The organism is Bradyrhizobium sp. Crot121, assembly GCF_059512385.1.
In genome coordinates this window covers 18,261-32,532 of record NZ_JCAMOR010000033.1, presented here as the reverse complement: position 1 = coordinate 32,532, position 14,272 = coordinate 18,261, and the positions used below count along the sequence as shown (strand labels likewise).

The following is a 14,272-nucleotide window of genomic DNA, read 5'->3' as shown; positions in this document are numbered from 1 at the left end:
GCAAGCTAAGCTAGCCTACTAGTGCGACGGGGGGCGCGGCCCAGAGGGTAGAGTGAAAGCGAGCGCAGCGCCGTCATGGCGCTATCTCACAGCGTGGTACGCCACGTCTGTCGGTCTGCTATTGCTTTTAGCAGCGTGGAGATTCGGCTTGCCAGTATGGCAATTGCCGCGTTCTCTGTGGCTGCCCTTCGCGTGTCTTGCGACTGCGTTTGTCGCCAGCGCCAGCATTGCTGCGCTGCTCCGGTCCGCCCGACGTTGGCAGACTCTGCGGTTGATAGTCGTATCGACGGTCGCCATTTTCGGCGTGGTCTTCCTAGGTTTCATTGTCACCAAGAGTAATTTTCCGCGTACCATCACGGTTGCCACGTTCTTATCCGCCGTGGTGCTTGTTCCGGCGCCATATCTAGTCGGAACCTCGCTGCTGCACCGGGCTATCGCGCTAGGCGCGCTGCTCGCCACGATCGTGGTTGGCCTGGTCGCACCGAGTCTGACAGCGCAGGTGTCGCTGCGGCAAACTGCAGCCGTGATCAGGACCGAGTACTATAATCTCAACGTCGAAACTTATTCGGGAGTTTTTCCGAAATCCGTGGTGCGCGGCGGAGGGCTGGCGCGCATCGGCGATCGTTACCTGCAGTTGAGTGGGGATGGTCATCTCTACGTCTTCGGCTGGGAGGCGGAGACAGACCGTCTGAAGATCATCCCACTGCCCTATCGCGTTCCCATCAACGGCGATGAGTTTGCCGCGGCAGCCGGGCGCCCCTGGGCTGCTCCCCGAGACGAATGGCTGCCGCAGGAAGGCCAGCGGGTCGAGGCCGCAGGCGAGGTTCTCAATACCGAATGGTTTCGGACCTATGCTCTGCTGGTGCAGGAGACCGGCCCCGACGTGCGAGTGTTCGTCTCACATCCGTACTGGAAGGCTGCTCAGCAGTGCTGGGTCGAGCGGGTCTCGATGCTGCACTCAGATCGTACCACCATTCTACGCGGCGCGGCGGGTCCGGAATGGAAGATGCTTTACGAGACTACGCCGTGTCTGCCGGTCCGCGGAGAGGGCCGACGTCACGGCATCGCGTTTGTCGGCTATTTCGGGGGCGGCCGGATGGCGCTGCTCGATACACAGACGCTGCTGCTTGCCGTCGGCGATTTCGGGTTCGACGGTGTCGCCTCGGTTGAAGCACAGGCGCAGAATTCTGCGACCTCGTACGGTAAGACCATCGCCATCAATATTGCCGACGGCCGCGCAGCGGTCTTCACGCTCGGTCACCGGAATCCGGAGGGCCTCTTCGTTGATCGGTCGGGAACCATATGGTCCACCGAGCACGGCCCGCAAGGCGGCGACGAACTCAACCGATTGGAGCGCGGCAAAAACTACGGCTGGCCGTACACGACCGACGGGACGGATTATGGTTCATTCTCCTGGCCTCTGAACAAGCCTGACGCGCAGCAGCGCTATCAGACGCCGGTGTTTGCCTGGGTCCCTTCGATCGCGACTTCAAACCTGTTGGCTGTCGAGGGCGGGCTGTTTCCGCAATGGCGCGGCGATCTGTTGATCGGCTCGCTCAAGGCCGGTACGCTATTTCGCGCGCGGGTGCGCGACGGCCATGTCGCTTATCTCGAGTCGATCGTCATCGGCAGTGGAATCCGCGACCTCATCGAGGGGCATGACGGTCGCGTCATCCTGTGGACAGACGCCGCAACCTTGGTCTCGGTGCGCCCGAAAGAAGGTAGCATCGGAGAGACACTGTTTGCGGAGAAGTGCAGCGGTTGCCACCAGTCGGCGCCAATCAGCGGCAATCGGATCGGCCCGAATCTGTTCGGCGTGGTTGGTCGGCGGGTCGCCTCGATCAGGAACTACCCGGATTACTCGCCCGCCTTGCGCCAACTGGGGGGAGTATGGACTGACGCGCGACTGGACGAGTTCCTCAAGCGACCCCGCGAGGCCTGCCCGGGGACCTCGATGGATTACACGGGCGTCAATGATGCCGAACGCGCTGCAATCATCGGTTATCTTGGAACGCTACAATAAACATCGACTGCATGTCATCTGCATTTGCATGCATGGGGCGCCCATTGGAGGCACGACGTCGAGCGGGAGTGGCTCGAAACGTGCCCTGATCCGTAGCTTCCCGATTTATGATGGGGGAACGCCCCGCCCGACGGCATCGATGTGCCAAAGTGGAGGTGTTGAGCACCACTTAAGGGAGGCATCCGTGTCAGAGGTTATCACAATCGGTCTGGATATCGTCAGCTCCATCGCTGCATCAGAGGCCGGATGCAGGGCGTCCACAAATGAGTGCAGGCCCTGGTCGTAAGCATCGGGCAGTGCGTCGTCGCTTGGCGGCGTCAAAACGACCCGAACATGGTGCCGATCGCGATCACCGCGGCAAGAGCGATGACGGAGTTCACGATCCCGACCATCACAATGTCAAAGTAGCTTTCGCGATGCGTCAGGCCGCAGATCGCGAGCAGGCTCACGACGGCGCCATTGTGAGGCAGAATGTCCAGGGTCCCCGCGCCGATCACTGCCACGCGATGCAAGATGCCGGGATCAATCCCGGCCTGCGCGGCAATTTCCATGTAGGTCTGACCCAGCGCATCGAGCGCGATCGTCAAGCCGCCGGAAGCCGACCCTGTCAACGCCGCAAGCAGATTTGTGGCGACGGCAAGCGAGACCAGCGGCCCGCCTTCGATGCCGAGCACCCAGTCCCGCACCATGTCGAAGGCGGGGAGGGACGCAACAACGGCGCCGAAGCCGACGAGGCTGGCGACACTCAAGGCGGGCAGGACGGACGCATTGGCCCCGGCATCCATGGTTTGCCGCAGTGCAGGCAGTCGCGTCCAGTTGCAGAGGATGACTGCCGCGATTGCTGCCGCCAAGGCGACGATGACCGACCAGACACCGGCAACGGCTGATAGCGACGTGTTCCCCCAGCGCTGCTCGGCCAGGAATGAGAAGTCGAGCCGCGGCAGGACAACGAGCGACATCACGAGATTGATAACGACAACGACGATCAAGGGAAGAATGGTGTTGAGAACCGGGGCCGCCACTTCGCTGTGGTGTCCGTGGTGGATCTCCGCGGGATCGAATTCCCGCGCGGTTGCAGCCCGCCCGCGCAATCGTTCATCATCGGCCGCAGATTCGGGAGTTGACGATGGCGCGTCGCCATAGCCCTCATTCGCGCGTCGCGCCGTTTTCTCGGCGCGATGCAGCCACCATAGCCCGATGCCCAGCATGATCATCGACGCGATAAGGCCGAGGCCTGGCGCCGCGAAGGGCGTCGTACCGAAGAAGGGCATCGGGATGGCGTTCTGAATCGACGGTGTGCCAGGCATCGCCGACATGGTGAAAGTCGAGGTGCCGAGAATGACCGCCGCAGGCACGAGGCGATGCGGAATCGCCGCCTTGCGAAACAGCGTCTGGGCCATCGGAACGATCACGAAGAACGCGACGAACAGGCTGACGCCGCCGTAAGTGACCAATGCACCTGCGAGCACCACGGCAAGGATCACCCGGCGCTCGCCCAGACTGCGGGTAATGAAGTTCGCGACCGCGACCACCGCACCGCTGTCGTCCATCAGCTTCCCGAAGACGGCGCCAAGCAGAAAGATCGGGAAGAATTGTGCGAGAAATTCCGCCGCGCTACTCATGAACGTCTGCGTCCAGTTGGCGAGCAGCGGTTGACGATCGAAGGCTGCGGCGATCAGTGCGGCGATCGGCGCCAGCAGCAGGACACTCCAGCCGCGAAAAGCAAGCCAGATCAGCAGACCAAGCCCGACCAAAATGCCGAGAAGCCCCATGACCTCAGCACTCCGCCAGCAGGATATCGAGATCGGCGGTCGAACGCATGCCGAGATCGGCGCCGTGCATGTCGAGGAACTCGTTGGCGGCCCGCCGCCCTTCCTCGCGCAGCTTGGATACGAACGCCCATTCGGCGTTGAGCTTGGATGACGCGCCGAACGTCGCGAGCATGTCGCTCTTGATGCGGTGCGTCTTCATCCGCGCCCAACGGGCGCCCTCGCCAGTGCCGGGGTCGGCTACCTGGCGGAGCAGCGCGATCATCCGCAGTTCCTTCGCAAGCGGCGAATTGAATGAAATCTCGTTGAGGCGGTTGAGGATTTCGGCGGCGGTGCGTGGCTGCTCCGGCCGCTCGGTCGGGTTGATCTGCACAATGATGGTGTCGTGCGCATCGGTCTCGCGAACCAGCGGCGTGATCGTCGGGTTGCCCGCGTAACCGCCGTCCCAATAGGGCTCGCCATCGATCTCGATGGCGCGGAACATCGTTGGCAGGCAGGCCGACGCCAGCAGGACATCCGCGTTGATCTCCGCGTTGCGGAAGATCCGTCCGCGACCGGTCCGCACCCGCGTGGCGGTGACAAAGAGCTTGATCGGCGCGCGGGCAAGACGATCGAAATCGACGGCGCCGGCCAGTATCTCTCGCAATGGATTGAAGCCGAGCGGATTGAGGTCGTAGGGCGACAGCATCCGCGACATCAAATCGGTGAAGAGATAGGCGGGAGAGGTGTCGAGCGACCATCGTCCCATGAGATGGTCGAGCGGCGAGCGTTGCAGCGGGCTGAATGCAGCGGCGCGCGAGACGCTCCGCCAATATTTGTCCAGGGCCTCACGTGCCCCGGCAGCGCCGCCCTCCGTCCAGCCGTCCGCCAGCACGGCAGCGTTCATCGCCCCGGCAGATGTCCCGGATATGCCCGCAATCTGAAACCATGGCTCTTCAAGCAGCCGGTCGAGGACGCCCCAGGTGAATGCACCATGCGAGCCTCCGCCTTGGAGGGCCAGGTCTATGAGCACCGGGCTTCGGTTCATGAGCCCTCACTTCCGCGGCGTACGGGAGGCTCACTATGTCTGAGGTAGCGGGAACATGCGAGACAAACTTGTGGTCGATGTTCCCAGACCGACTCCGCTCGGCTGCAGACCAGGCTGCGTTAGGACGCAATCCCGGTAGCGCAGGGCCAGTCCGCGTCGCCCTCACCCGGGGGCTAGTTCGGCTCGATCCATTTGCGCCATTGGGTCGGATGAATGTCGGCGTGCATTCCGCCCAAACGATCGACCCAGTTGGTTCCGTCCCTGCGGCAAGGAAAGGGAAGCGCACGGACCATGCCATCATAATTCAATGTACAGATTTCCAGATCCTCGTCAGAGGGGGCTGTCGAAGCGGATTGCCATTCGGCTGAAACGGAATGCATGGTCAACCTCCAGCAATGTTGCAAGCGAGCACGTCACCATTTTCGCTCGGTCACGATGGCCAGATGCAGCTTCGCCCCTTCAAGCAGCAGTCGCCCAGTCCTCCGTCCGGCTGCGATATGTGAACATAGCATGACAGAGCCGACGTTGAATGTGAACCGGTTCGCTATCATGCAGCCGAGCTTTCAGAAAAACCGTCGCTACTGATGCCTGGATCAGACCAGGGGAAGATTTATTCCGCCGGGCGAGGCAATGGATCGGCCGACCGCTGCGCCGAAGCCGCTCTGACCTGGCGTGGCGGTCCCATCAGGACCGGCTGGAACAGCACGGCAGCGGCCATTGTGCAGAGCAGCGCGAGCGCCATCATCTTGCCCATGCTCGACATGCCCGGATAGCTCGATGCCCACATGCTTCCGAACGCCACCCCGGTGGTCATGGCGCTGAAGATCACCGCGCGGGTCAGGCTGGATTGCAGCAAGCCCGTCTGCCCTTCGCGCCAGGCCATGATGTAATAGATCTTGAACGCGACGCCGACGCCGAGCAGCAGCGGCAAGGCGATGATGTTTGCAAAGTTCATCGCTGTGCCGGTCAGCGTGCAGATCTCCAGCGTGACCGCGCCGGCCAGCAGCAACGGTATCAGCGTCAACAGCACATCCGTGACGCGGCGCAACGCGATCAGGAGCAGGATCGCGATGGCGCCAAGCGCAAGCGCGCCCGCTTCAATGAAGGCGTCGATGACTGTTCGGCCCGATTGATAGAGGCTGATGGCGGGGCCGGTGGCCGAAGGCTCCGCGGCCATGACTGCCGTCGCAAACCGCCGCATGACGCTGCTATCCTGGGCGTTGCCTTTCGGCAGGGCCTCAACGCGCGCCCTGCCGTCGGGCAACAGCCAGTCGCGAACAAGATCGGCGGGAAGATTCTCGATGGTCACCGGTTGCGGATCGAGGCTGTTCCGTAACTGGTTGAGATCGTGGTTCAGCGGCTGAACGAAGGCAGCTTCGGCGCTTGCGCGCGTCGCGGCGTCGGCTTGCGCCAGGCGCGTCAGCAAATCGGAAACGCGTCGCGCGACCTCAGCGCCCGGGCCGGTCGCGGTGCCCGCGACTTTCGTAAGATGCTGCGCGGTCGCGCGAATGGCATCCACGGTGTCCTTGTCCGTCGGCGCCGGATCGCGCGGCGGATTGAGCGCGCCATGGAGGCGCGGCGCAGCGGCCTTGATGACGGCGATCTTCTGGTCCTGGCCATCGGGAACAAAGCTGTTGAGCGTGAGTGTGCGCGAGACCTCGGGCAGCGCCGCCAGCCGCTTTGCGATTCTGCCGGCTTCGCTCAGCGATGATGCCAGCACTTCGGCATCGTCGCCGCTGGTCAGCGGATTGCCCTGCAATTCGCGATAGGTCACGACGGACGCGGCGTGCGGATTTTGCAGGTTGATCGGGTTGAAGTCGAACGGAAGGCGAGAGAGCAGCGGCGTTCCGGCGAGGACGACGAGGATGGTGCCGGCGATCACCGCGATGCGATGCCGCTGCAGGAAATTATCCAGTGGGGCGAGGCTGCTGAAACCGACCGGCGCCAGTTCTCCGGGCGGTTTCAGCAGCGTCAACATCGCCGGGACAAGGGTGATGCTGCAGAAGAAGGCAATCAACATGCCGCATCCGGCAATGAGCCCCAGTTCGAAAAGGCCCCGATAGCTGGTCGGCAGGAATGAGAAGAAGGCCACCGCGGTGGCGCCGGCAGCTAGCGAAAGCGGGGCTCCCACCTTGCGCGCGGCCCGTCGCAGCGCTTCCCGCAAATCGCTGCACTCATGCCGTTCGGAGCGGTAACGGACGCTGAACTGGATGCCGAAGTCAACGCCCAGCCCGATAAACAGAACGAAGAATGCAATCGAGATCAGGTTGAAGGCCCCGACCATGACGATGCCAAGGGCAGCGGTCACAGTGAGGCCGACGATCACGCTGAAAAACACCGCCGTGACGATCTTCCACGAACGCAGCGCCAGCCACAATATGATCAGCGTTCCGAACAAGGCCGTCAACGTGTCGCGCAGCGCGCTTTGCCGGATCACCGAGAACTGGTCGTCGTTCATGGGCACTGTGCCGGTGAGCCGTACGGTGGCGCCGAACGTCTCGCCCAATTTCAGATCGGTGGCGGCTCGACGGATGCCGTCCGTCGCCTTGCGGCCCGGCTGCAACGCGGAGAAATCCAGGACCGGCTCGACTTCTATGAAGTGGCGCAATCGGTCCGTCTGCGGCTGCGAGCCCTGCACCAGCGCCTGCCATGAAAATGTCGCCGGCTTGCCGGCAAGCACGTCATTCAGGGTCTTGTCGGCAAGCGAGAGCGGCCACACGAGCTGGTCGAGCTTGATGTCTCCGCCCTCGACACCATCGAGCGCATAGCCGAGCGCCTTCGCCACGCCGCGCAGGGTCGGATCGGCCGCCAGCGAGCCGATCAGAAAATCGGCGCTCGACAATCCCGTGATGGACTGCTTGACGCTGGGCAGCGGCTCGAACAGGAGACCGTTGCGCTGAAAGAATTCGCCGCCGTCCGGCTGAACCACCGCGCGGAACAGATCCGGGTGCTTGGCGAGTTCCTGCGTCAGCGCGCTTGTCGCCGCTTCGGCATTTTCCGGCGTCGGTGCGGAGACCACGACCAGGATTCCCTTGTCCGGAAATGCCTCGGAAAACGCCGCCTGGCGCTGACGCCATGCAAGGTTGTTCGAGATCAGCTTGTCGGTGTCCGTCGTGATCGAGAAGCGCGTGACGTCATAGACGAGCGCTGCGACCGCGAGCAGGATTCCGATAATGAGAACCCACCAGCGCCGCCGCGCACAGAAATCCACGACTCCAACGATTGCTGATTTCAACATGATGAATCGGCTTTCCCAACGCGTGTATCGCCCTCGGTCACGAACTACGCGTCAATGCTGGATTGATCTTTGGCAGAAACTCGTTCGCGGCATGGTGCGGCTTCGGGCGAAGCGTGCACCGAAGGTTGCGCGGCCAATTGAAATCCTGTCTTCCGAGGTTCGCATAAGCGTTTCAAATTCGCACGGTGCCCGCGGATGCGGCTCAAGCTCCCAGCTACAGACAAAACAGCGGAACGAGAATTCAAACCTAGGTATGATCATTCTTGCGAGCAGACACGATAAAAGTCGGCCCTGGAACGGGGTTTGATGAGGATGACATGGCGGCCAACACTGGTCCAAAGCAGGGTAGTTTCAAGGCGATCAGCCGCCGGAGAGGTCAATTCGCGCTCGCGGCGGCCATCGTTGCGTCGGCGCTGATTTTCCTGGCGGATGCGTTAAGCCCGATCGATGGCGCCGTCGCGGTCCTGTACACGGGCGTGGTGCTGACGCTGGCGCCGCTCGGCCGCAGGTTCGTGATCGGCAGCGGCTGTATCACGGCCGTGCTCACGACGATCGCGTTCCTGATCGGGCACGCGGACGATCCCCTGGGAGGCGCCCTGCTGCGCTACATCGTAAGTCTTGTCGCGATCGCGATCACAGTATTGCTGTCGCTCAGGGACAGGTCCGCGAGAACCACTCTCGCTGAGCAAGCGAGAATCCTCGAACTCTCGCACGACACCGTCGTCGTCCGCGACCGATCGGACATCATCCGCTACTGGAATGAAGGCGCCGAGAGGCTCTATGGCTGGACGCGCGGCGAGGCGCTGGGCAGGCGTTGCAGCGACCTGCTCGAGTCGATCGTTTCGGCAGAGGAAATAAGCGCCTCTCTCGAGCAGAATGGAACCTGGTCGGGCGAAATCATCCGAACGCGGCGAGATGGCACGCGGCTCATTCTGGCGAGCCGCTGGCTCGAGCGACGAGATCCGGACGGCCGGCCTGTCGGCATCATCGAAACCAGTGCCGATCTGACCGAGAGCCGCCGTGCCCTGGCGGAAAGACGGAGCTCCGAGCAGCGCTACAGCACCATCTTCAACTCGGCGGGGTTTGCTGCCCTGGAATGCGACCTGAGCAAGGCCATGCGGCTGATTCTGGACAGCAGAGGACCAAGCCAAGACTGCGAAGCGTGGCTATTGTCGAATCCGCAGATCTTGCGCGCGGCCGCCAACGAGATCGAGATCTACAACGCCAACAGCGCCGCGCTTGCAATGTTCGAGGCCGATACGGTCGCCGATCTGACCGACGGCAATGCACTGCTCGGACAATTGCCGGATTCCGAACCGGCCCTGGCGCACATCTTTGCCTCGTTAGTGGCCGGTTCTTCGCTCGCGGAGATCGAGACGCGGTGCGCGACTTTGCATGGGCGCATCATCGATGCGGTGCTGCGGGTGTCCGTCCTTCCGGACGGACAGGATTGGTCAAGGGTGCTGCTCATGGCCTTCGATGTCACCGAGCGAAACGAGGCGCGGGCGAAGATCGAGCAGACCTCCGTCGAACTCGCTCACGCCGGGCGCGTGGCTCTGCTGGGCCAGCTTGCGGGTTCGATCGTGCATGAGGTCAACCAACCCCTCGCGGCCATCATCAACTACGGCAAATCGGGCAAGCGTTGGCTTACCCGGCCAGATCCCGACCTCACGGAGGTGGCCGACTGCCTGGAGAAGATCGTCTCGAACGGCAACCGGGCCGCAGAGGTGGTCGGAAGGGTGCGCGCGCTCGCCAAGAAGACCGCGCCGCAGGTCAGCTCCGTCGATATGGGCGCCCTGGTGCAGGATGCGGTTTCCCTGCTGGCGCGGGAAGCGCGCGCTGCGGCGGCGACTATCCGGGTTGAGGAAGCCAATATCCGAGGCCCGATTATCTGTGACCGGGTGCAGGTGCAGCAGGTGATCGTCAACCTGTTGATGAACGCGCTCCATGCGACCAGGGGAATCGCCGACCGCCCGCACGAGATCCGCGTCAGGATCGACGGCACCGCCGAGAATTTCATCAAAGTGGCTGTCGAGGACAGCGGCACCGGGATCGAGGGCAACCCTGAGCGTATCTTTGAGCCGTTTTTCACCACCAAGTCCGATGGAATGGGCCTTGGGCTGTCGATTTGCAGGACGATCATCGAAGGGCAGGGAGGCCGCGTTTCGGCGTCCAACAATGACGGATGGGGGGCAACGGTGGGGTTCACGCTGCCATTGAACATCCCGGCGGAGGCGCGGTGGTCGAAACCTAATATCTTGATATGATGGGAAAATGGACAGAATCCGGCCATACCGACGGAAACACCGGGCAAATTGCCCGGGAGGAGCTGTCTAGTGCCACAAGGATCCACCATCTGCATCGTTGACGATGACGACGACGTGCGGGAAAGCATATCGAGCTTTTTTCGCTCGGTAGGCCTGCGCGTGGAGAGTTTTGGCGCGGCCGAGAACTTCCTGGCGTCGTCCTCCGTCGCGAATGTCGACTGCGTCATCACGGATTTGCACATGCCGGGGATGGATGGCCTCGGCCTGCACCGGGAACTGCGGCGCCGGGGAGTTGGCGTCCCCGTGATCGTCATGACGGCCTATTCGACGCCGGAAGCGCGCGCCGAGGCAAAAAGTCTTGGAGCCGCGGCTTTTGTTGACAAGCCCGTCGATCCCGAGATTCTGCTCCACGACGTGGAGGCAATCCTGGGCGACTCTTCCCAGGGACCTCCCCCGACATTCCAATGACTTGGCCCTGGACAGCATGAGCGCATCACAGAGCTCGATCAGCACCGCCCTCATCTGCATCGTCGACGACGACACCGACGTGCGCAATTCGCTCAGCAGCCTGCTGCGTGCCGTCGGCTACTCCGTCGAGACGTTCGCGGGGCCCGGCGAGTTCCTGGCATCCGATGCCATCAACTCCGCGTCCTGCCTGATCCTGGATATCCGGTTGGGGGAAGCCGACGGGCTCGAATTCCAGGAGGAGCTGGTTGAGAGCGACGCCTCGATTCCGGTGATCCTGATCAGCGGCTACGGGGACATACCGATGACCGTCCGCGCCATGAAGGCCGGCGCGGTCAATTTCCTTCCCAAGCCGTTCGAAGAGGAAGCACTTCTTGCGGCCGTCGAAGAGGCCGTCTCCCGCGATCAGCGGCGGCGCGCAGAAGCGCGGCGGGACGAAGACATCCGCCTGCGCTACGATTCGCTGACGCCCCGGGAACGGGAAGTCATGGGCCTTGTCACGGCAGGACTGATGAACAAGCAAGTCGCCTGGCGCCTGTCGCTGAGCGAGATCACGGTGAAGATTCACCGCGGCAACATGATGCGCAAGATGCAGGCCAAATCGCTCGCCGAGCTCGTGCGCATGGCCGATTTGCTTGGCGTTCGGCAGGCGTTGGCCAGTCAGCAGCCCGCCCGGGACAACTGAGGGCAGCGTCAGCGGCTTTCGGTCCGCGGGCCGTCTTTCACGGCTCTAGACAGTGATGCGGACCGGATTTGCGTCCAGTCTTACGATGCGATCGTATTGCCGTTGCAAGACCGCCTTCGAGCAGCACTTCGTATCCAGAGAAAGCAACATGCTTTGTTTTGCCAGCGAATTCAGGCGAGCTTGGTGAACGTGGCGTAGCGCAGCGACGTCCCTGCTCTCGATTCCAAACGAATGAGACGACGCGGGCAGCCACGACACCAGGAGAACCGCGAGGCGTCTGAGAATGAAATTTTTCAGTCGACGGTTCATGGCTTCCACAATCCCGATCGCCGGGTCACTACAATGCTTCGATGTCGTGTTTTACGAAGGGTGCGGGATATCGTCGATTATACTGGTTGGTTAAGTCGCGCAGTTCTCGCGGCGTGCGCGGTTAACACCAAGGTTTATGTCGAGGCGCCGGCTCGTCAGATCGGCCGTGGTCCCTCGACGGTTCGCTCGTCAGCGCCAATTCGCCTGTATGACGGCTGCGGCGGCTCGGTCGGCCTGCCTTCCCTCCACTTCAAGGGCGTTTGTCCTACGATACGCTTGAAGACGGTGGTGAAGTGCGCTTGGGTGCTGAACCCGACACTCAGTGCGATGTCGACGATCGATTTGTCGGTCGTTCGCAGCATGTCCTGCGCAGCGGAGACACGCTGCTTCAGCAGATATTGATGCGGCGTCAATCCGGTTGCGCGGAAGAACAGCGCGGCAAAATGCATCCGGCTCAGCCGGGCTGCTCCGGCCATGTCTGCCAACGTCACTTTCTCATCGAGATGCGTGGCCACGTACTCCACGACGCGCTTGAGGCGCCACTTTGATAGTCCGTCGTCCCGGTTGGCCTGCACAGGGGAGGCCGGTTTCGCATCGGCGCTGATCATCCTCGCCACCGTGACGAGCCTGATCGCGTCCGCGTAGATCCTGCCGAACTCCGACTGATCTCGCTCCGCGGCGGCAAGCGCCTCGGAGAGCCGGCGCACCACCGGATCCTGGTCCATTCGCGCTTTCGGCATCTCCCGGATTGCCTTGCTCACGAGACTATCGAAGCTCAGTGACGCCTCGACATCCCTTCCCACGCCTGCGATTTGAAGGGCGCGCTCGGTCTCAGGCGCACCTGCATTCGGCACGACGCGTACAGAAACGCCGAGATGCTTGAGATCGATGCCAATGACCGGGGTATCCGGCCGTGCCGCGTGCTCCGGCGATTGCTGGACTGCAGAACGGTTATCCAAAAGTTCGGCAGCGGATATCGATACGGATCGCTCTCTAAGAAGCTGGGCGGGATGGCACGACATATCTGGCCTCCTGAAATCTCAAGCTCGACTGGCGTCGACTATCGGATGGCTAACAATATGGACCGCTTTGTCTCACGATGGTGTCATACATTGGTATGGACCGTGAGAAGTAACGAATAAGCAATCGGCGAGGTCTTCACGAAGAGCTGACGGACGCTAGCGCCGCAGCCGTCGATGGCAATCCAGTCAATACGGTCATTCGAAAATCGGAGCGATGATTTTTGTGCAGAGACATTTTTGCAAAAGCGCACGTTGGCGAACGCCGCAGCCACTCGGACGCCGTTCGAGCTATCGGACGAGCAGAAAGCTAAGCCTCAGAACAGCAGAGCTTCGCTCAACGGCAGCGAAGGGAAGCCCAATCAAGGGTCGGCTGATTTGAACGATTCTAAGAATGTAAGATAGAACAGCCGAAGAGCGTCGTTTCGTTGAGTGCCCACTCACTCGCGCGAATCATGCTATGGTTCAGCGCGGCCACAACATTGTGAAGGACAGCGTCGTCACCGACGCATTCAACGATATTTGATGCCGGATGCGCTCGCTGAAATGTGTGCTGTAGCGTGCAATACTGTGCTTTATACCCCGCCGCCAGGGGGCGTCGGGAGTGACGCAAATGAATTTGAATGCCGCAATTGCCGCGGCTAACCGTAATGGTCGGCCCGAACGTAGTGAAGCAAACGGAGCCGGTGGAAACGGATCCGATCCGAACGTGCGGTCCGATCAGAACCCGAGTGCGGAGCGCGGCCAGCCGACCTGCCTCGTGGTCGAGGACGATCGCACCATGCGGCACCTCGTGATGAACTATCTCGAGGAGCACGACATTCGTGCGCTGTCCGCGTCGGGGCGGGACGAGGTCACTGGTCTCTTGGTTACGCGCGAACCTAATCTCGTCATCCTCGACCTGCGGCTTGGCCAGGAAGATGGTCTCGATCTATTGCGCGAAATCCGTTCACACTCCGACGTGCCCGTGATCATCACGACCGGCCATCGCCGCGACGAGATCGATCGCGTCGTCGGCCTGGAGCTCGGCGCCGACGATTACATCACGAAGCCATTTGGCCTCAGGGAGCTGCTGGCACGGATCCGCGCGGTGCTGCGCCGGCGCGAGACCGGACAGACCGCGCCGCGCGATCCGGAGAAAGGCCGTTATCGATTCGGCGGCTGGCAACTCGATCGGCGCAGCCGGCGTCTTTCCGATCCGAGCGGCACGCAGGTCGCGCTGACGAAGGGCGAATACGCGCTGCTGGTTGCCTTCCTCGACGCGCCGCAACGGCCGCTCTCGCGCGAACAGCTCTTGCAGGCCACCCGCGTGCACGAGGATGTCTTCGACCGCAGTATCGACGTGCAGGTCTTGCGTCTGCGCCGAAAGCTGGAAGGCGATCCGAGCACGCCGAAGGTCATCCTGACCGAACGTGGCGTCGGCTATGTGTTCGCGCTTTCGGTCGAGCGGCTCTGACGATGGCCAATCGC

At 62.2% G+C, this 14,272-nt stretch carries 10 protein-coding genes; 5 read left to right on the top strand and 5 right to left on the bottom strand.

The annotated features are described in order from the left end of the window. The first annotated feature begins 271 nt into the window (after positions 1-271). A complete protein-coding gene (locus tag AC5ZGW_RS25815) occupies positions 272-2,023 on the top strand; it encodes a PQQ-dependent sugar dehydrogenase (protein WP_130225035.1) in 1,752 nt (583 codons plus the stop codon). A gap of 317 nt (positions 2,024-2,340) precedes the next feature. On the opposite strand, the gene AC5ZGW_RS25810 is transcribed toward AC5ZGW_RS25815, so the two are convergent. The 4 genes from AC5ZGW_RS25810 to hpnN all read right to left on the bottom strand — a co-directional run bounded on the left by AC5ZGW_RS25810 (position 2,341) and on the right by hpnN (position 8,057). Continuing rightward, positions 2,341-3,795 (bottom strand): GntP family permease, encoded by a 1,455-nt coding sequence (locus AC5ZGW_RS25810; RefSeq protein WP_130225037.1) that lies wholly within the window; start codon positions 3,793-3,795, stop codon positions 2,341-2,343. A 4-nt stretch (positions 3,796-3,799) separates the two neighbouring features. Beyond that, positions 3,800-4,819 (bottom strand): patatin-like phospholipase family protein, encoded by a 1,020-nt coding sequence (locus AC5ZGW_RS25805; RefSeq protein ID WP_028165709.1) that lies wholly within the window; start codon positions 4,817-4,819, stop codon positions 3,800-3,802. Between the two features lie 173 nt (positions 4,820-4,992). Then, a complete protein-coding gene (locus tag AC5ZGW_RS25800; protein WP_165435125.1) occupies positions 4,993-5,199 on the bottom strand; it encodes a hypothetical protein in 207 nt (68 codons plus the stop codon). A gap of 230 nt (positions 5,200-5,429) precedes the next feature. Continuing rightward, positions 5,430-8,057: a hopanoid transporter HpnN gene (hpnN, locus tag AC5ZGW_RS25795; RefSeq protein ID WP_130225038.1), complete on the bottom strand. Its 2,628-nt coding sequence runs from the start codon at positions 8,055-8,057 to the stop codon at positions 5,430-5,432. Between the two features lie 317 nt (positions 8,058-8,374). Here hpnN and AC5ZGW_RS25790 point away from each other — a divergent pair, with 317 nt between their 5' ends. The 3 genes from AC5ZGW_RS25790 to AC5ZGW_RS25780 all read left to right on the top strand — a co-directional run bounded on the left by AC5ZGW_RS25790 (position 8,375) and on the right by AC5ZGW_RS25780 (position 11,474). Continuing rightward, positions 8,375-10,324: a PAS domain-containing sensor histidine kinase gene (locus tag AC5ZGW_RS25790; RefSeq protein WP_130225039.1), complete on the top strand. Its 1,950-nt coding sequence runs from the start codon at positions 8,375-8,377 to the stop codon at positions 10,322-10,324. 69 nt (positions 10,325-10,393) lie between these two features. Continuing rightward, a complete protein-coding gene (locus AC5ZGW_RS25785; protein ID WP_207230988.1) occupies positions 10,394-10,792 on the top strand; it encodes a response regulator transcription factor in 399 nt (132 codons plus the stop codon). 16 nt (positions 10,793-10,808) lie between these two features. Beyond that, positions 10,809-11,474, top strand: coding sequence for a response regulator transcription factor (locus tag AC5ZGW_RS25780; protein WP_130225055.1), 666 nt, complete (start codon positions 10,809-10,811; stop codon positions 11,472-11,474). A gap of 464 nt (positions 11,475-11,938) precedes the next feature. Here the strand turns inward: AC5ZGW_RS25780 and AC5ZGW_RS25775 are convergent, their stop codons facing one another. Continuing rightward, positions 11,939-12,805, bottom strand: a complete 867-nt coding sequence (locus AC5ZGW_RS25775; RefSeq protein WP_130225041.1) for a helix-turn-helix domain-containing protein — start codon at positions 12,803-12,805, stop codon at positions 11,939-11,941. A gap of 706 nt (positions 12,806-13,511) precedes the next feature. On the opposite strand from AC5ZGW_RS25775, the gene AC5ZGW_RS25770 reads away from it, so the two are divergent. Continuing rightward, positions 13,512-14,258, top strand: coding sequence for a response regulator (locus AC5ZGW_RS25770; RefSeq protein WP_282531312.1), 747 nt, complete (start codon positions 13,512-13,514; stop codon positions 14,256-14,258). Positions 14,259-14,272 lie beyond the last annotated feature (14 nt).

Coding starts and splice junctions, on each gene's coding strand:
- AC5ZGW_RS25810 (WP_130225037.1), bottom strand. CDS start 3,795: ATGGGGCTTCTCGGCATTTTGGTCGGGCTTGGTCTGCTGATCTGGCTT.
- AC5ZGW_RS25805 (WP_028165709.1), bottom strand. CDS start 4,819: ATGAACCGAAGCCCGGTGCTCATAGACCTGGCCCTCCAAGGCGGAGGC.
- AC5ZGW_RS25800 (WP_165435125.1), bottom strand. CDS start 5,199: ATGCATTCCGTTTCAGCCGAATGGCAATCCGCTTCGACAGCCCCCTCT.
- hpnN (WP_130225038.1), bottom strand. CDS start 8,057: ATGTTGAAATCAGCAATCGTTGGAGTCGTGGATTTCTGTGCGCGGCGG.
- AC5ZGW_RS25790 (WP_130225039.1), top strand. CDS start 8,375: ATGGCGGCCAACACTGGTCCAAAGCAGGGTAGTTTCAAGGCGATCAGC.
- AC5ZGW_RS25780 (WP_130225055.1), top strand. CDS start 10,809: ATGAGCGCATCACAGAGCTCGATCAGCACCGCCCTCATCTGCATCGTC.
- AC5ZGW_RS25775 (WP_130225041.1), bottom strand. CDS start 12,805: ATGTCGTGCCATCCCGCCCAGCTTCTTAGAGAGCGATCCGTATCGATA.